13 protein-coding genes and 1 pseudogene are annotated in these 17271 nt (G+C 69.9%); 3 read left to right on the top strand and 11 right to left on the bottom strand.

Features of this window, described 5'->3' with window-relative positions; translation table 11 throughout:
* Positions 1 to 74: 74 nt before the first annotated feature.
* The 4 genes from U9J66_RS10210 to U9J66_RS10195 all read right to left on the bottom strand — a co-directional run bounded on the left by U9J66_RS10210 (position 75) and on the right by U9J66_RS10195 (position 5221).
* On the bottom strand, positions 75 to 1106 hold the full coding sequence (locus tag U9J66_RS10210) for a hypothetical protein (RefSeq protein WP_026124774.1): 1032 nt from the start codon (positions 1104 to 1106) through the stop codon (positions 75 to 77).
* Between the two features lie 103 nt (positions 1107 to 1209).
* Entirely contained in the window at positions 1210 to 3450 is a 2241-nt protein-coding gene (locus U9J66_RS10205; RefSeq protein WP_042283986.1) for a TRAP transporter permease, read from the bottom strand.
* Between the two features lie 111 nt (positions 3451 to 3561).
* Positions 3562 to 4125, bottom strand: coding sequence for a DUF1850 domain-containing protein (locus tag U9J66_RS10200; protein WP_014909545.1), 564 nt, complete (start codon positions 4123 to 4125; stop codon positions 3562 to 3564).
* A 13-nt stretch (positions 4126 to 4138) separates the two neighbouring features.
* On the bottom strand, positions 4139 to 5221 hold the full coding sequence (locus tag U9J66_RS10195) for a TAXI family TRAP transporter solute-binding subunit (protein ID WP_161110641.1): 1083 nt from the start codon (positions 5219 to 5221) through the stop codon (positions 4139 to 4141).
* Between U9J66_RS10195 and U9J66_RS10190 the strand changes: the two are divergent.
* Positions 5190 to 6467 (top strand): annotated as a pseudogene (locus U9J66_RS10190) (TAXI family TRAP transporter solute-binding subunit); the annotation flags it as partial. The gene U9J66_RS10195 and the pseudogene U9J66_RS10190 overlap by 32 nt on opposite strands.
* 10 nt (positions 6468 to 6477) lie before the next feature.
* On the opposite strand, the gene U9J66_RS10185 reads toward U9J66_RS10190, so the two are convergent.
* The 4 genes from U9J66_RS10185 to U9J66_RS10170 form a co-directional block, all read right to left on the bottom strand.
* Positions 6478 to 7956, bottom strand: a complete 1479-nt coding sequence (locus U9J66_RS10185; protein WP_014909145.1) for a sensor histidine kinase — start codon at positions 7954 to 7956, stop codon at positions 6478 to 6480.
* A gap of 20 nt (positions 7957 to 7976) precedes the next feature.
* Positions 7977 to 8693, bottom strand: a complete 717-nt coding sequence (locus U9J66_RS10180) for a response regulator transcription factor (protein ID WP_014909335.1) — start codon at positions 8691 to 8693, stop codon at positions 7977 to 7979.
* Between the two features lie 140 nt (positions 8694 to 8833).
* Entirely contained in the window at positions 8834 to 10555 is a 1722-nt protein-coding gene (glpD, locus tag U9J66_RS10175; RefSeq protein WP_014908649.1) for a glycerol-3-phosphate dehydrogenase, read from the bottom strand.
* A gap of 98 nt (positions 10556 to 10653) precedes the next feature.
* Entirely contained in the window at positions 10654 to 11706 is a 1053-nt protein-coding gene (locus tag U9J66_RS10170; RefSeq protein ID WP_326337581.1) for a helix-turn-helix transcriptional regulator, read from the bottom strand.
* A gap of 99 nt (positions 11707 to 11805) precedes the next feature.
* On the opposite strand from U9J66_RS10170, the gene U9J66_RS10165 reads away from it, so the two are divergent.
* Together U9J66_RS10165 and U9J66_RS10160 are read left to right on the top strand one after the other, a co-directional pair.
* On the top strand, positions 11806 to 12222 hold the full coding sequence (locus U9J66_RS10165; RefSeq protein WP_014909980.1) for a DUF3224 domain-containing protein: 417 nt from the start codon (positions 11806 to 11808) through the stop codon (positions 12220 to 12222).
* Between the two features lie 86 nt (positions 12223 to 12308).
* Positions 12309 to 12692 carry an STAS/SEC14 domain-containing protein gene (locus U9J66_RS10160; RefSeq protein WP_326337580.1) on the top strand — a complete coding sequence of 128 codons (384 nt, stop codon included), beginning with the start codon at positions 12309 to 12311 and terminating at the stop codon, positions 12690 to 12692.
* Here the strand turns inward: U9J66_RS10160 and U9J66_RS10155 are convergent.
* From U9J66_RS10155 to guaB, 3 genes are all read right to left on the bottom strand, one after another.
* Positions 12674 to 13558 carry a lytic transglycosylase domain-containing protein gene (locus U9J66_RS10155; RefSeq protein WP_326337579.1) on the bottom strand — a complete coding sequence of 295 codons (885 nt, stop codon included), beginning with the start codon at positions 13556 to 13558 and terminating at the stop codon, positions 12674 to 12676. The genes U9J66_RS10160 and U9J66_RS10155 overlap by 19 nt on opposite strands.
* 769 nt (positions 13559 to 14327) lie before the next feature.
* Positions 14328 to 15434 (bottom strand): GuaB3 family IMP dehydrogenase-related protein, encoded by a 1107-nt coding sequence (locus tag U9J66_RS10150; RefSeq protein WP_017533345.1) that lies wholly within the window; start codon positions 15432 to 15434, stop codon positions 14328 to 14330.
* 119 nt (positions 15435 to 15553) lie between these two features.
* Positions 15554 to 17044 (bottom strand): IMP dehydrogenase, encoded by a 1491-nt coding sequence (gene guaB / locus U9J66_RS10145; RefSeq protein WP_014912486.1) that lies wholly within the window; start codon positions 17042 to 17044, stop codon positions 15554 to 15556.
* Between the last annotated feature and the right edge of the window lie 227 nt (positions 17045 to 17271).

Here is a 17271-nt window from a genome sequence, read left to right as displayed (position 1 = left end):
TCCCGTTCCGGGCGGACCAGTGCTTTTCGTCGGCGTCCCTCCGCCCTCGCCCCGTTACGCTCCCCCGCCCCGGGTCACCGCTGGTCGGGTTCGGGTTCCTCTCCGGGCCCCCGGCGAGGGTCCACACCCAGGTCGGCCATGGCCTGTGCCACCTCGGTCCGAGCCGTGCCGAAGAAGGACCAGGGGATCTCGGTGGAGAAGCGTCCCACCCGCTCCAGATGCCATCGTGCCGCGTCCTTCTCCCCCGCCCGGTGGAAGGCCCACCCGAACAGGTGATGGGCCTGGACGTCGCGCACGTGCGGCACCGGCGCCTGAGCCCAGGTCCGAGCGAGACGGAAGAGTTCGCCGATCGCGTCGCCGTGCAGGCGTCCCAGACTCATGGACACGATGTAGGCGCTGTTGCCCTCGTCCACGAGACGGCGCCGCTCCCCTCTCAGGAACTCGGCGTGGGCGAGCGCCAGCACCGACGGGAGAGGGCCTCCCTCGGGCGCGGTGTCGGCCGCGGCGCCCGCGGCGGCGAACATCTCCTCGGCCGAACCGCCCCGGCTGGGGGCCAGGGCCCGGACCCGGGTCATGTGCGCGGAGAAGAGATGGGGCGTACGGTTCGCGACCTCGTTCCAGGCGCGTTCGCGTTCCTCCCGATCGCCCAACCCCATGGCGACGGTCTGGAGCGCGGACCAGGGCGCGGCGTCGTCGGGGTGGATCCGGGCCGCCTCCTCCAAGGGCACGCGAGCCTCGTGCAGGGCGGCCTCCACGGCCTTGCGTTCGGCGGGTCCCCCGCCCGGCAGGGACATGGCGCGGGCGATCAGGGTGTGGCCGAGCCACAGCATCGTGTCGGCCCGGTCGGCGCCCGCGTCGACCAGCGCGGCCACCTCGTCGATCCGCTCCACCGCGGCCCGGCCCAGGGCCTCGACCTGGTAGGCGCGGGCCTCGGGGTCGTCCCGGGTCTCCAGGAGCAGGGAGGAGCCGACCTCGACGTCGCCCTCGCGGACGGCGCGGCAGCCGGCGCGCAACAGCGGATCGGTCCCGAGAGAGGAGGAGACCAACACCCCTTCCAGGTCGGCACCGCGCGGTGCCCTCGTCGGTTTCCATCCGAATCGCCACATGCCAGCCATGTCAGCGAGGTTAGGGCATCGGTGATCGGTCCGCCCGGGCCGGGCACGCGAAGGGCCCGCCGTCCCGAAGAGGACGGCGGGCCCTGAAAGGGGATCAGTTCGCCGCGGTCTCGGGGACCTCGGTCTTGTTCTGCACCACACCGAAGTCGGCGACCAGGCCCTTGGCCTTGTCCCGACGGTGGTTGATCACCTGGAGGGCGATCAGCACGGTACAGGCCACGGTGCCGGCCAGCACGAACCAGTCCGAGGCGACGTGGACCGACAGCAGCGACTGCGTCCAACCGGTCCACTCCGGGGCGATCAACACCAGGGCCGCGGACAGGCCCAGGGCGATGCGCTCGCCCAGCAGGGTGCGGCGCAGGAAGAAGCCCTCGATGGCCATGGCTCCGGCGGCGAGCGCGACCGATCCTGTGACGATCGCGATGACCAGGTCCAGGATGGGACCGTCGACCTCCATCAGCGCCGAGTAGGCCATCAGCAGCGGGATCAGGTACAGACCCTTGGCGAACTTCCACGCGGACACACCCGAGCGCATCGGCTTGGAGTCGGCGATACCGGCCGCCGCGAAGGCCGCGAAGGCCACCGGCGGGGTCACGTTGGAGTCCTGGCTGAGCCAGTACACGATCATGTGGGCCACGATGAGCGCCAGGCCGAGCTGCTCCAGGGCCGGGCCGGCCAGGATGACCAGAACCACGTAGGAGGCGGTGACCGGCAGGCCGATGCCGAGGATCAGGGAGGCCAGGGCCACCATCACCAGGGTCATGAACAGGCTTCCGGCGAAGGCGTTCACGAGCACGTCGGAGAAGACCAGGCCCAGGCCGGTGAGGCCGACCATGCCGACGATGATGCCCGCGACGGCGCAGGCCACCGACACCGGCAGGGTGCTGCGGGCCGCCATCACGAACACCTCGAGGAAGTCCTTGAGGCTCAGCCGGCTGCTCGCCCGCAGCATGGCGACGACCAGCAGGGAGCCACAGGCTGCCAGGCCGGCCTGTGTGGGCGGCACGTAGTTGAGCAGCAGCACGATGAGCAGGATCAGCGGGGCCATGAAGTGCCAGCCGGCGCGCATCACCTCGCCGAAGGAGGGCAGGTCCTCCTTCTTCATCAGACCGACGTTGTGCTTACGGGCGAGGATGTCCACGAACAGGAACATCAGCGCGAAGTACATCAGCGCCGGGATGATCGCGACCTTGACGATGTCCGCGTAGGGAATACCCAGCCGCTCGGCCATGAGGAAGGCGCCCGCGCCCATGATCGGCGGCAGGATCTGGCCACCCGTGGAGGCGGCCGCCTCGACACCCGCCGCGTCGTGCTTCTTGTAGCCGACCTTCTTCATCAGCGGGATCGTGAACGGTCCGGTGGTGACCACGTTGGCGATGGCGCTACCGGAGACCGAGCCCATCAGGGCGCTGCCCAGCACCGCGCCCTTGGCGGGGCCGCCGACCATGCGACCGGTGAGCACGTAGGACAGACCCACGAAGAAGTTGCCGCCGCCGGTCTTGGACAGCAGCGCGCCGAACAGGATGAACACGAAGACGAAGGTGACGACCACGCCCAACGTGAGCCCGTAGATGCCGTCGTTGCCCAGGAAGGCGTGGGTGGCGATGCGTTCGCGGGTCACACCCGAGTGGCCGAACTGTCCCGGGATGTAGGGCCCGTAGTAGGCGTAGAGGAGGAACGCCGCGACCAGGAGGACCATGACCAGGCCGACCGAGCGGCGGGTGGCCTCCAACAGGATCACGATGGCGATGGCGCCCACGATCCAGTCGAGTTCGGTGTAGGCGCCGGCCCGTCGGGCCAACTCGGCCTGGAAGACGATCGGGTAGAGGCTGACCACCACGGTCCCGACGACCATCAGCAGGTCGAGGATCGCGCCCACGAGGACCAGGGCCGGGTTCTCCCCGACCTTGGCCTTCTTGAAGGGCGGCATGATGACGAAGACCATCATCATCACGAGCATGAGGTGGATGAGGCGCTGCTGACGCGCGTCCAACCCCGCGCGCAGGGCGATGTAGAGCTGGAAGGCGGTCAGGGCGATGCCCAGGGCGAGGATGATCCCGCCCATGATCATCCCGGCCCGTCCCTCGCCCCAGCGCTCGGCGGAGATCCTGCGCCAGAACGGCGGGGCGTCCTCGCCGAGTCCGTCGACGTCGGGCAGGGCGTCGGCGGACGTCCCGGTCCTACGGTTCTTCTTTCCGGGGTCGCTCTCCGTTCCCTCCTCGGTGACGACGGTCGCGGTGTCGGTGCCCTCGACGGTCGCTTCGGTCGCGTCCGCCTCGGGTTTCTCCGGGCTCGGGGGCGAATCGCCCCTCGCCTGTCCTGGGGTCTCGGCCATGTTCTTCCTCGGTTCGCTGGGCCGCGCGGGGCGTATGACACGGAAGGGTCGCGCGGCGGAGTGTCTCAGGCGGGGGCGGGGCGTGTCCTCGGGAACACTCCCTCGGTCGTGCTAGTCGCACTCCGGCTGCGGATCGTGATCGAAGAGCAGCTGGAGGGCGGTGGCCCTGACGGGCTCGATGAGCACCCTGCGGGTCGCCAGGCACGGTGACAGCCGTACCTCGGCGTCGGGGGTGCGCACGCGGTGGTCGACCGAGGGCGCGCCCACGCGGATCGCGACCTCGGGTCCGATGTCGCGTTCCATGTCCTCGATGACCCACCATTCACCGTCGGCTCGGCCGTTCCCCTCTCCGGGGATGTGGCCCATACCGGCGCCGAACTGGCGTAGGCGGGTGGAGTCGACCACCAGGGTGTCCTCGCGGACCTCGATGTTCTCCTCGATCGGCAGATGGTCGATCGAGTGCACGTAGGCGATCGTGAACCGTTCCCCCTCGGCCAGGGGCAGGTGGCCGAGGTGTTCTCCGTCGACGCTCAACCGGAGCGCGGGCCACAGGGGCAGAAGGGCGGCCGCCGCCCCCAGGGCCAGGAGGATGGTGATGCCCCCGATCGCGGCGATCCGCGGACGCCGGGGCGTTCCGGTGTCCGCGGATCCGCGCACCCTCTTCGGGGTACTCATCGGGTCACGGGTCCTACTCGTCGTCGGAGTCCTCGGCGGCGGCGTCCTCGTCGCCGGAGGAGTCCGTCTCGGGCAGCAGGTCCGCCGGGATCTCGATGCCCTGCTCCTCGTAGAAGCGGACGGCGCCCGGGTGGACGGGGACCGGGCTGTTCTCGATGGTCTCCGGGACCAGGTACTTCTCACCGGGACCGTAGACGCCGATGACCTGGTCGATGTTGTCGAACATCGCCTTGGTGATCTCGTAGGCCTGGTCCTCGTTGAACTCCCCGCTCACGACCAGGGCGTTCCACACGGCGATGGTGTCGACGTCCTCGTCGACACCCGGGTAGGTGCCGCCCTCGATGACGTGCTCGGTGTAGCCGCCGTAGCCGCTGACGACCGCCTCGCGCTCGTCGTCGCACATCTCGATGATGGCGATGTCCTCGGTGGTGCCGAGCTCGGTGATACCCGAGTGGCCCTCGCCGACGACCCAGGAACCGGCGTCGAGCTGGTTGTTGGTCAGGGCGTTGGCGGTCTCGGCGTAACCGAGCTGCTGGAGCTCGATCTCCTTGGAGGAGATCTCCAGCGACTCGAACACCTGGTTGGTGGTGGCCTCGTTACCACTGCCGATGTCGCCGACGGAGTAGCGGTTGCCCACCACGTCGGAGAAGCACTCGAAGCCCTTGGACTCGGCGATGTCGGCCAGGGTCACGGCGTGGAAGACGTTCGGGTACATGACCGCGAGCGAGTAGGTCTCGATCGGCTCGCCCTCGAAGTCACCGGTACCCGTGAAGGCCTGGTCCGCGGCGTCGCCCTGAACGATGGCGAGCTGGCCGTCGCCGCCGCCCAGCAGACGGATGTTCTCGACGGAGGCGCCGGTGGCCTCGACCGAGGCGCTCTGGCCTTCGAGGTTGTCGCCGATGATCGTGCGCAGGGCGCCGCCGATCGGGTAGTACACACCGCTGGTGCCGCCGGTGACGATGCTGAGGTTGTTCTGGACGGGCCCGCCACCGAGTTCGACGTCTTCGGCGGCCTGCTCTGCGGGCTGTGCCCCGCACGCCGCCAGCAGGAGAACGCCGGCGGGGATGGCGGCCAGGGACAGCGGATTGCGTCGCATGGTCGGTTGGGTCCTCTCGGATTTTCGGCTCAGGGGATGTCGGAGAACTTCGGGGGTATGGGTACTCCGGTACACACCCGCCCTCCGGGTACGGATATGGCATGTACCACTCTCCGTCGCGAGCAACCTAACCGTCATTCCTGTGAAACGGGTAAACCGGGGAGGTGAATTTGAGCCTCTCCTGAGGTTCGTCCCCGATTGCTATTGTTCGGGTATGGAGCGGCCTCCCACCCACCGTCTGTGGGCGACCACCCGAGCCCTCTCCGTCGGTCTGTTGACCGTCACACTGCTCTCCTGGTCACACCCCCTTTACACGGACCCCCTCCACCTGTCCATCGGCACGGGTGGAGCCGGCGGCGTGTACCACACGTATGGAACCGGTCTGGCGCACGTGGCCGGTTCCGATCCGGACACGCGCATCCGTGTCCTGACGACGGCCGCCAGTGTGGAGAACAACCGGTTGGTCGCCTCGGGATCGCTGGACGCGGGTTTCACCCTCGCCGACGTGGCGGCCCTGGCCGTCCAGGGCGAGGAGCCCTTCGACCGTCCACTGCCGATCACCGCGATCGCCCGCCTGTACGACAACCACACGCACGTGGTGGTCCGCGCGGACTCCCCCTACCAGAGCGTCTCCGACCTGGCGGGGGGCACCGTCTCCGTGGGAGCGCTGGGGTCGGGGACCGAGATGATGGCCGAACGCCTCCTCCGCGCCTCCGGTCTCGGGGAGGACGGCGAGGGCATCGAGAGCGGGATACCGATGGACGAGGAGGGGCCCCGGGACGAGGAACGGGCGACACCGCCCTCCGGCCCCTCGGGCGTGACCCGGCTGCGGCTCTCCATCGGCGCCTCGGCCTCGGCCTTGGAGGAGGGGCGGGTCGACGCCTTCTTCTGGTCCGGCGGTCTGCCCACGAAGGTCGTCGCCGATCTCGCCGAACGGACCCCGATCCGGTTGTTGGACCTGTCCGAACACGTTCCGGACATGGTCGAGGAGTACGGCGAGTTCTTCTCCGAGCTACCGGTGCCCGCCGGAACGTACGAGAACGTGCCCGCGGTGCGCACCATCGGCGTACCGAGCCTCTTGGTGGCCAACGAGCAGATGCCCGATCGGACGGCGGAGGCGCTCACCCGGCTGCTGTTCGAGTCCCGGAACGAACTGGCGGAGATCCACCCGGTCGCCCTGCAACTGCATCCGAGGTCGGCCATATCGACACTGCCGGTGCCCCTGCATCCGGGCGCCGTCTCCTACTACCGGTCGGTCAAGTACGCCCATGACTCTCCGGCGTCCCCTCCGGGTCCCCTTCGCACCCCTCCCCCGGCTCGTGAGGGGAGATCGCCCGGAGCCGGATCCGGGCGTCGATCCCGTTCGGCCGTGCCGGTCGCAACGACAGGCTCGCCCCCTGGAGCTCCAGCAGGGTGACCACGATGGACAGCCCCAGTCCGGAGCCGCCCCCGCCACCGTCCCGCCAGAAGGGTTCGGTGGCCCGGTCGAGCTGTTCCTCGGGGAGGCCGGGGCCGTCGTCCACCACGTGAACGTCCAGATGCCCCTCCCGACCGTCGACCTCCCACACCGGTTCGCCCACACGGACCACGATCCGCACCCCGTGTCCGCCGAACTTGAGGGCGTTGTCGATGAGCGCGTCCAAGGCCTGGTCGAGGGTGCCCTCCACGCAGCGCACCGATACCCCAGACCTCCCCTCGCAGAGCAGCTCGGCGCGGGCGCGTTCGGCGATGGGGCTCCACGCCGCCACCCGGTTCTCGACGACCTCCCGGACGTCCTCCCACACCATCGAGTGTTCGGCGTCCTCGGTACGGGCGAGGGTGAGCAGGCTGTCGCAGATACGGGTGAGCCGGTCCACCTCGTCCAAGGCCAGTTCGTGTTCCTGCCGGGCGTCCGGTCCCAGGTGTCGGGCGAGACCGTCCACCCGCAGGCGTAGCGCGGCCAAGGGGTTGCGGACCTGGTGTCCGGCGTAGGCCACGAAGGTGCGCTGACTCTCCAACATGGAGGTGATGGTGTCGGCCATCTGGTTGAAGGACTCCCCCAACCGCCGCAGTTCCTCCGGGCCGGCCGCCGTGGGCACCCTGATGTCCAGACTCCCGCCGCTCACCGCGCGGGTGGCCTCGTCCAGGTCGTCGATGGGACGCAGGATCCACCGGGTGAGCGGACCGGCCGCGGCGATCCCGGCCAGCATGAGCGCGAACGCCACCAGCCAGGTCACCCCCCACTGCACGAGGGTGGCGCGACGCAGCGACTCGGTGGGAGAGACGGTGACGGCGGCGCCGACCACCTCCCCGGAGCGACCGATCGGCTCGGCCACCACGAGCGGGCGATCCTGCCAGGGCCAGACCACGTGGTCACCGCCCACCCGGTTCCCGGCCAGGGCGGTGCGCACCGGCTCGGGCATGTCGCCGTCCCCGCCGGACCACCCGTCCGGCTCCAGATCGGCGAGGGTCAGGCCGGACCGTGAGGAGGCCACCACCTCGCCGTCACGGTCCACCACCAGTGCCGCGATCCCGTACACCTGCTCATAGGCGGCCAGCTCACCGGCGAGGGTGCCCCCGTTCCCGGTGAGCACGCTCGGCTCGGCCAACCCCGCGAAACGCGCGGTGTCGTTCATCCTGTCGAGCAGCATGTCCGAGGTGCCGCGGGCGGCGATATTGCCGCACAAGGGCACCGCCAGAGCGAGGCAGGCCGCCACCAGCAGGGTGACGTACACGGTCACCAGACGTCTGCGCATACCGGGCCCCAGTCGGCCTCTCAGCTCCGAGAGGCGCGGGCGGACGCGGCGACCGGACGGCCGCCGTGCGGTCCGCCGGCGCTTCCCAGGCGGTATCCGACCCCGCGCACGGTCTGGATGAGCCGGGGTACTCCCAGCTTGGAGCGCAGGGTGCCGATGTGCACTTCGAGCGTGCGCAGGGTGCCGGGCCAGGCGGTCTGCCACACGCGGAGCAGGAGGTGTTCACGGGAGACGACGGCCCCGGCGTCGCGCAGCAGTACCACGAGCAGGTCGAACTCCTTCCGGGTGAGCTCGACCGGTCTCCCCTCGCACTCGACGGTGCGGGTGATCAGGTCGACACGGACCGGGCCGGCCTCCAACGTGGTGTCGACCCTCTTACGGGTGCGCCGCAGGACGGCCTCCATCCGGGCGCAGAGTTCCTCGATGCCCAGGGGCTTGACCACGTAGTCGTCGGCACCCGAACGCAACCCCAGTACACGGTCTCGCTGCCGGCCCCGCGCGGTGACCATGATGACCGCGGTGTCCCCGAAGTCCTGACGTTCACGAAGGAGACGGCACAGCTCTATGCCGTCCATGTCCGGTAACCCGAGGTCGAGAAGAACGACATCGGCGGGCGGCGCGGCCAACGCGCTCGCTCCGGTTCGGACTTGGTCCACCTCGTAACCGTGTGCTTCGAGCGCACCGGCGAGGGCGTCGGCGAGCCGGACGTCGTCTTCGACGAGCAGCACCTTGATCATGACTGCGGGTCCTTTGGAGGGTAAGTACACCAGGGGGTCATAAGCACCCTAACGGGACCGTGTGCCATGGGACACAACAGGGTGACCGCACTGTGTGACCAGTGCGATCCCCCCTGTGTTCCGAATATCGGAAGTCCGGCTCAGGAACGGTCGGCGTGCACGTCCGGGACGATCTCCGGCGCCCCGTGCTGGATCGCGTCGGCCTCCTGGTCGGTGTCCTGTTCCTGGGCGGCGCGTTCGGCCTCGATGCCCTTGCGGTAGTACTCCACCTCGCGCTCCACCTGCGCCCGGTCCCACCCGAGGGGTTCGGCCATCAGCTCGGCCGCCTCCTCGGCGGCGGCGATCCCCCGGTCCCAGGTCTCGAACGTGATGCGGGTCCGCCGGGACAGGACGTCCTCCAGGTGTCGGGCGCCCTCGGCCTCCACGGCGTAGACGACCTCGGCCCTCAGGTAGTCGTCGGACCCGGCCAGCGGGCGGCCCAGGTCCTCACGCTCCTTGATCAGGTCGAGCACGTCGTGGACGGCCGACCCGAAACGGCGCAGCAGATGCGAGATCCGGGAGACGTGCAGGCCCGAGTCGCGGGCCAGCCGGTGACGCTGGTTGTACAGCGCCGAGTAGCCGTCCGCGCCCACCAGCGGCAGCCGATCGGTGACCGACTCGGGAACACCTCCGCCCAGGCCGTGCGCCACCGCGTCCACGGCGTCCTTGGCCATGACCCGGTAGGTGGTGTACTTGCCGCCCGCGATGAGCACCAGACCCGGTACGGGATGCGCGACCGTGTGCTCGCGGGACAGCTTGGAGGTCTCCTCCGACTCCCCCGACAACAGCGGGCGCAGACCCGCGTAGACGCCCTCGACGTCGTCGCGGCCCAGCGGCGTGCGCAGGACCTGGTTGACGTGGTCCAGGACGTAGTCGATGTCGGCCCGACTCGCCGCCGGGTTCTCCTTGTCCAGGTCCCAGGGGGTGTCGGTGGTGCCGATGATCCAGTGCCGCCCCCAGGGGATCACGAAGAGCACGCTCTTCTCGGTCTGGAGGATCATCCCGGAGGAGGCCTGGATACGGTCGCGCGGCACCACCAGGTGCACGCCCTTGGAGGCGCTCACGTGGATCTGACCGCGACCGCCGACCATCTCCTGGATGTCGTCGGTCCACACGCCGGCGGCGTTGACCACCTGCCGGGCCCGGATCCGCAGCCGCTCCCCGCTCTCGAGGTCGGCCGCGGTCGCCCCGACCACGTGCTCGCCCTCGCGCAGGAACTCGACCGCCTGTACCCGCGAGGCGATCCGCGCGCCCAGGCCGGCCGCCGTCCTCAGCACCGTGGTGACGTAGCGGGCGTCGTCGACCTGACAGTCCCAGTACTGGATCGCTCCGGCGAGGGCGCTTCTCTTGAGCGCGGGGAAGACCCTCATCGCACCGGATCTGGTCAGATGCCGATGCGAGGGCAGCCCCCGGTTATTGCGCGAGGTCATGGCGAGGGTGTCGTAGAGGGCGACGCCGGCCCCGATGTAGAAACGCTCCCAGTGGTGCTGGAAGGGGAAGAGGAACGGCACCGGCCGGACCAGGTGCGGGGCGAGTCGGGTGAGCAGGAGCCCGCGTTCCTGGAGCGCCTCCTGGACGAGTTCGAAGTCGAGCTGTTCCAGGTAACGGAGCCCGCCGTGGATCAGTTTGCTGGACCGGCTGGAGGTGCCCGAGGCGAAGTCGCGCGCCTCGATCAACCCCGTGGACAGGCCGCGCGAGACCGCGTCCAGGGCGATCCCCGCCCCCACGATCCCACCTCCGACCACGAGCACGTCGAGTTCCTCGTCGGCCATGGAGGCCAGCGCCGTGGCGCGGCCCTTCGGTCCCAACCAGGTGGTCGCCATAGGTCGTCCTCCGTCTCGATGGGTCTTTCTCCCGAGCGCATACCCGCTCGAGGCCCGTCCATCGGGCCGATCGGTGTGGCGACCGACCGGTGGGCCTCTCAGGCTAACCCGGACGACCCCGACATCTCGCGGAGCCACACGGGGCCTCCCCGATCCCCACCACCCCCTCGGTCCCTCCCCTCGTAGAGACGCCCCAAGGCCGCCACCTCGTCGGCGACCGCTCGACGCAACTCCTCCGGACCGAGTACCTCCGCCCCCGTGCCCATGCGGAGCAGATCGCCCACGGCCACGGCGAGCGTCTCCACCTCCATCTCGACCTCCACCCAGCCCCGTTCGTCCGGTGGCCCGGCCCCCTTCAGGGCACGGACCCCGACCGCGCCGAACCGCATCGGCAACAGCTCCCGTTCCCTCGGCGAGATCCGCAGGCGGGCCCTCCCTCGGAGCACCGAACCCTCCAGTCGACGGGCCGACTCCTCCCAGTAGGAGACCAGGTCGAAACCGGTCGGCCGCGCGAAGACCTTCCCGGTCGTCTCCACGGACGAAAGGCGGGAGACCCGGTAGGTCCGCACCGCCCGCTCGTCCCCGGCCTCGACCGACGCCACCAGATACCAGGTTCCGCCCTTGAGCACGACGCCGAGCGGCCACAGCTCCCGCTCGACCTCGGTGTTCCGCCGCCGGTAGAGGACGCGCAGCACCCTCCGCTCCCATACCCCCTCGGTGACCTCCGCCAGAAGAGGCACCTCCTCGGCGTCGCGGAACCACCCGGGCGCGTCCAGGTGGAAACGGTCCCGGACCCGCTCGGCGCGTTCGGCCAACGGGGCGGGGAGAGCGGCCCGCAGCTTGTGCCGGGCCGTCGCCAGCACGGCGTCCAATCCCAGGTCGCGAGCGGCGGAGGGGGCTCCGAGCAGGAAGAGCGAGTCGGCCTCGGCGCCGGTGAGCCCGGTCAGCCGGGTGCGGTACCCCTCCATCAACCGGTAGCCGCCCTCGGGGCCCCGATCGGCGATCACCGGGACGCCCGCGGTGCCGAGCGCCTCCACGTCCCGATAGACGGTGCGGACCGAGACCTCCAGTTCGGCGGCGAGGCGGTCCGCGGTCATACGGCCTCGGTTCTGCAACAACAGGATCAGGGAGACCAGTCGATCGGCGCGCATGAGAACATTCTCCGCCTACCTGACAGAAGATGTCAGGTACCCCGAGCAGGCTGGTCCTCGAACGCGGGAGAGACCCGCACCGAAACGAGGGGTCATGCCATGTCATCGTCGAACGGAACCCGGATCGAGGGAGCCTTCACCTTCTCCGATTGGAAGGAGGAGCAACTGACCGAAGGCCCCGGCCCCACTCTCGCGCGGGCCCACGTGACCAACCATTTCAGCGGTGGGATCGAGGCGCCCGACAGCACCTGCGCCTACACCTTCGTCTACCTGGAGGACGGCACCGGCTCGTTCGCGGGGCTCCAGCTGCTGAACGGGACCCTGGACGGCCGCGAAGGCGCCTTCACCATCGAGGAGCGCGGCACCTTCACCGGTCAGGGGAACGTACGGTGCTCCTTCGAGGTCGTCTCCGGCAGCGGGACCGGGGCGCTGGAGGGGCTGAGCGGTCGAGGCTCCTACGTCGCCGTCCACGGGGAGCCCTCGGTCCCCTACACCTTCGAGTACACCCTGCCCTGACGTCGAACGACCTTCTTCGAAGGGCATGGGGGACACCTCGAACGGGTAGTCCGCCCGCACACCCTCTTTCGAGGAAGGGAGGAGCCGTGTACAGGAGACTGGACTCGGGCGAGGACGACGTGCTCGGCTACGAGGTGGAGGACACGATCCCCCACGACGATTTCGAGGAGATCCTGGACGAGGTGCGCGAGGTCATCCGCCACTACGGCGCGGCCCGCCTCCTCGTCCGCATCCACGGCCGCCCCTCCACCGAGACGCCCACCTTGGAGGAACGCCTACGGTTCGCCAAGGAGCACCTGCACGACATCGAGCGCTACGCGGTGGTGGGCGACGACCGGATCATCCGCTTCCTCACGACCCTCGCCGACGCCTTCGTCGACATGGATCTGCGCTTCTTCGAGCTCGACCAGGAGGACGCGGCCTGGGCGTGGGTGCGCGACAAGAGCACCCCTCAGGAGGCGTCGGCGTAGGCGTGGGCGTAGGCCAGGACGTCGGCCACGTAGGTTCCGGAACGGTTGTAGGTGAGGATCGCCCGCTCCCAGTCGTTCGCCGTGGTCAGATCCCGTCCGTCCGCGCACAGGTAGCGGCCGGCGCTGAGGGCCGCGTCGTCGATGTTGTGGGGGTCGGGGGTGTCGCCGCTCGGAGAGTCCCCCCATCGGGCCCAGGTGCTCGGGATGAACTGCATCGGGCCGATCGCCCGGTCCCATTCGGTGTCCCCGTCCAGTTCACCGCCGTCGGTGTCCGGGATCGCCTGGGTGTTGTTCTGCCCGTTCAGCGGGATGCCGATGACGTCCACCGTGGTGGTGCCGTCGGGGCCGATCTCGCCGCCCGCGTAGGTGCCGTGGCGGGATTCCACGTAGCCGATGCCGGCCAGGGTCGGCCAGGACAGTCCGCACGTGGGCAGCTCCTCGTCGAGGATCAGCTGGGCGCCCGCGTACCCTTCCAGGGCGCGCACCGGGATCCCGGTGCCCTCGGCGACCTCGTCGAGCCAGGCCTCGTCCGGTCTGGGCGGACCGCTCTCCGGTCGGGTGCGCTCGTCCGCGCCCGCGTCGAGGGGCTCCTCCTCGGCCGTGTCGGCCTCGGACCCCTCCTCACGGGCGACCACGTCGTGGTGCTCGGGGGGACCGGTGAGCTCGTCGTGCGGAGGCGTGGCGATCGCGCCCGCCGAGGGCTCCTCCGCCGCCGCTCCCGGCGCCTCCCAGGTGTTGAGCGCGCTGGAGACCTTGCCCACCAGGACCACGACCCCGGCCGTCACCAGAAGACACACGGCCAGGGTGATACAGACCGCGATCGTCGGACCGCGGCGCCGTCGAGCACCGGTCGCGCTGTCGCCCATCCCGTCCTCCCCAAAGAAAGGTCACCGAGTCATCACGAGACAACAAAACTCGCCTCATAGTGGCACACGATCGCCTACGAATCGCACCCGTGCGCGCACGAAAAAGGGGACGCCCCGCGTGACGCGAGACGTCCCCCGACACTCGATCACCCTCGAGCGACCGCCCCCACCTGCCCGAACGCCCACCCTCAGGGTGTGTGACCGGTACACGAGTTCCTACAGCAACCCCGAGGGAGTAACGGCCCCGCCCCTACCTCGACCCCCTGTAGTGACCGGCACGCGGTCTCCTGCACCGGCCGCAGGGGGTCGCGGCACACGGTCTCCCCCATCAACCCCCTGAGGTCGGGACACACGGTCTCCTGCACCAACCCCCTGGGGTCGGGGTAGGAGATCGAGCGGCGGGTCCCACCCCTGGGGGTGAAGGTGGAAGTCCGCACCCTCCGGCACCCCAGGGGGTCGGTGTACGCGGTCTCCTACACCAACCCTCTGGGGTCGCGGCACACGGTCTCCTGCACCAACCCCCTGGGGGTTGAGGCAGGAGATCGTGTACCGGTTACACCCTGCCGGGGCTGAGGCCCGAAAGTGTTTGCTTTGCGCCTCCGCTTCGCTTCGGCGCGTGTTCGGGCGCCAAGGGAGGGAGCGTTCTTCATCCTCGTCCACGCCTACGCTCGTACCTCGCGGGCGGCTCGACTCGTCTTGCAGAACACTCCCGGCGCCCGAACCGGAAACCCCCCGTGGCGAGGTGGGAGACCGAGCAGCGGTCACACCCCTAACGGTGCGGGTTGACCACGACCTCCACCCGCTGGAACTCCTTCAGATCGGTGTAACCCGAGGTGGCCATGGTGCGGCGGAGGGCGCCCATGAGGTTCATGGAGCCGTCGCTGGTGGAGGCGGGGCCGTGGAGGATCGACTTGAGGTCGCCGATGGTGCCGACCTCGACGCGTTCGCCGCGCGGGAGCTCCTCGTGGTGGGCCTCGCTGCCCCAGTGGTAGCCGCCGCCGGGCGCCTCGGTGGCGCGGGCCAGCGGGGATCCGACCATGACGGCGTCGGCGCCGCAGGCCAGGGCCTTGGCGATGTCGCCGCTGCCGGTCATACCGCCGTCGGCGATGACGTGCACGTAACGGCCGCCGGATTCGTCGAGGTAGTCGCGGCGGGCCGCGGCGACGTCGCCGATGGCGCTGGCCATGGGGACGGCCACGCCCAGGACGGAGCGGGTGGTGTGGCCGGAGCCGCCGCCGAAGCCGACGAGGACACCGGCGGCACCGGTGCGCATCAGGTGCAGGGCGGCGGTGTAGGTGGCGCAGCCGCCGACCACGACGGGGACGTCGAGGTCGTAGATGAACTGCTTGAGGTTGAGCGGCTCGGCCCGGCCGGAGACGTGCTCGGCGGAGACGGTGGTGCCGCGGATGACGAAGATGTCCACGCCCGCGTCGACGACCGCCTTGTGGTACTGGGCGGTGCGCTGCGGCGACAGGCGCGCGGCGGTGACCAGACCGGCGTCACGGATCTCCTCGATCCGGCGGCCGATCAGCTCCTCCTGGATGGGGGCGGAGTAGATCTCCTGGAGCCGCTTGGTGGCCGCGACGTCGTCGAGGTCCCGGATCTCCTGGAGCAGCGGTTCGGGGTCCTCGTAGCGGGTCCACAGACCCTCCAGGTCGAGAACGCCGAGTCCGCCCTGTTCACCGACCGCGACCACGGTCTTGGGCGAGGCGACGCTGTCCATGGGGCTGACCACCAGGGGCGTCTCGAACCGGTAGGCGTCGATCTGCCAGGCGATCGACACCTCCTCCGGGTCGCGGGTCCGTCGGGCGGGCACGATCCCGATCTCGTCGAGTTCGTAGGCACGACGCCCGTTCTTGCCCAGCCCGATCTCCACCTGAGCCAACGCTTCGCTTCCCCTCTGACGTGCGGCTCCGGCCGGTCGACCGGAGCGATGACCGCGGACGCGAGTCTATCCGCCCGCGGTCATCCTCTGCTCGGCCCCATCGCCCGAAGTCAGCGGGCGTTGTAGTTGGGGGCCTCCACGGTCATCTTGATGTCGTGCGGGTGGCTCTCGCGCAGGCCGGCGCTGGTGATGCGCATGAGCTGGCCACGCTCGCGGAGCTCGGGGACGGTGCGGGTGCCCGCGTACCACATGGACTGGTGGAGACCGCCGACGAGCTGGTGGGCGACGGCCGAGAGCGGGCCGCGGAAGGGGACCTGTCCTTCGATGCCCTCGGGGACGAGCTTGTCCTCGGAGGAGACGTCGGCCTGCGCGTAGCGGTCCTTGGAGAAGGAACGGCCGCGCATGGCGCCCAACGACCCCATGCCCCGGTAGGCCTTGAACTGCTTGCCGTTGATGAAGATGAGCTCGCCCGGGCTCTCCTCGACACCGGCGAGGAGGCTGCCGAGCATGACGCTGCTCGCCCCGGCGGTGATGGCCTTGGCGATCTCGCCCGAGTACTGGAGACCGCCGTCGGCGATGAGCGGGACCTCGGCCGGCCCACAGGCCTTGGCGGCCTCGAGGATGGCGGTGAGCTGGGGCGCGCCCACGCCGGCGACCACGCGGGTGGTGCAGATGGAGCCCGGCCCCACACCGACCTTGACGGCGTCGGCGCCGGCGTCGATCAGCAGCTGGGCGCCGGCGCGGGTGGCGACGTTGCCGGCGACGATGTCGGCGCGGGAGTTGGCCTTGAGCTTGGAGACCATGTCGGCGAGGCCGGCGGAGTGGCCGTGCGCGGTGTCGACGACGATGAAGTCGACCCCGGCGTCGATGAGCAGCTTGGCGCGCTCCTCGGCGGCGGTTCCCACTCCCACGGCGCCGCCGACGACGAGGCGGCCGTCGGCGTCCTTGGTGGCGTTGGGGAACTGCTCGCTCTTGATGAAGTCCTTGACGGTGATCAGACCGCGCAGGCGGTTGTCGGCGTCCACGAGCGGGAGCTTCTCGACCTTGTGCTCGCGCAGCAGTTCGAAGGCGCGCTCGCGGCCGACGCCGACGGGGGCGGTGACCAGGTTCCGGGTGGTCATGACCTCGCGGACCGGGCGGGAGCGGTCGTCCTCGAAGCGCATGTCACGGTTGGTGACGATGCCGACGAGGGTGCCGTTCTCGTCGGTGACCGGGACGCCGGAGATCCGGTAGTGGGCGCAGAGGCGCTCGACCTCGGCCAGGTCGTCCTCGGGACGACAGGTGACGGGGTCGGTGACCATGCCGGCCTCGGAGCGCTTGACCAGGTCGACCTGGCCCGCCTGGTCTTCGGCGGAGAGGTTGCGGTGCAGGACGCCGACGCCGCCCTGGCGGGCCATCGCCACGGCCATGCGGGCCTCGGTGACGGTGTCCATCGCGGCGGAGATCAGCGGGATGCTCAGGGAGATGTTGCGGGACAGCCGCGTGGCGGTGTCCACCTCTCCGGGCTGAAGGTCGGAGTAGGCCGGGACCAGCAGAACATCGTCGTAGGTCAGGCCCGGCGGGAGCAGTTTGTCCCCGTAGTCGCTGTAGTCCTGGCTCATGACACAACCTCCGCTGTTGACCGGCAACACCTGCGCGGATCGCCCCCGCGTGTCGTCTCATCCTAGGTCGTCGACCCGGTCGCCCCAGGTGGATCGGACTGTTTGCCCCGTCACCCCGCACCCAAAGTGGCCAACGTCACGGTTTGAGCGGCCCTCAGGTCAAGAGAGGATCACCGGGGCGCGGCGTGAAGGTAACGGCAGTAGCCCTTGGAGCCCACGATCAGAGG

Origin of the sequence: Nocardiopsis sp. LDBS1602 (assembly GCF_035818715.1) — a bacterium.
Lineage (GTDB): Bacteria > Actinomycetota > Actinomycetes > Streptosporangiales > Streptosporangiaceae > Nocardiopsis > Nocardiopsis alba.
This window is presented reverse-complemented; position numbering and strand designations above follow the sequence as displayed.

Coding starts and splice junctions, on each gene's coding strand:
- U9J66_RS10155 (WP_326337579.1), bottom strand. CDS start 13,558: ATGGGCGACAGCGCGACCGGTGCTCGACGGCGCCGCGGTCCGACGATC.
- guaB (WP_014912486.1), bottom strand. CDS start 17,044: ATGAGCCAGGACTACAGCGACTACGGGGACAAACTGCTCCCGCCGGGC.
- U9J66_RS10200 (WP_014909545.1), bottom strand. CDS start 4,125: ATGAGTACCCCGAAGAGGGTGCGCGGATCCGCGGACACCGGAACGCCC.
- U9J66_RS10170 (WP_326337581.1), bottom strand. CDS start 11,706: ATGCGCGCCGATCGACTGGTCTCCCTGATCCTGTTGTTGCAGAACCGA.
- U9J66_RS10180 (WP_014909335.1), bottom strand. CDS start 8,693: ATGATCAAGGTGCTGCTCGTCGAAGACGACGTCCGGCTCGCCGACGCC.
- U9J66_RS10185 (WP_014909145.1), bottom strand. CDS start 7,956: ATGCGCAGACGTCTGGTGACCGTGTACGTCACCCTGCTGGTGGCGGCC.
- glpD (WP_014908649.1), bottom strand. CDS start 10,555: ATGGCGACCACCTGGTTGGGACCGAAGGGCCGCGCCACGGCGCTGGCC.
- U9J66_RS10205 (WP_042283986.1), bottom strand. CDS start 3,450: ATGGCCGAGACCCCAGGACAGGCGAGGGGCGATTCGCCCCCGAGCCCG.
- U9J66_RS10195 (WP_161110641.1), bottom strand. CDS start 5,221: ATGCGACGCAATCCGCTGTCCCTGGCCGCCATCCCCGCCGGCGTTCTC.
- U9J66_RS10165 (WP_014909980.1), top strand. CDS start 11,806: ATGTCATCGTCGAACGGAACCCGGATCGAGGGAGCCTTCACCTTCTCC.
- U9J66_RS10210 (WP_026124774.1), bottom strand. CDS start 1,106: ATGTGGCGATTCGGATGGAAACCGACGAGGGCACCGCGCGGTGCCGAC.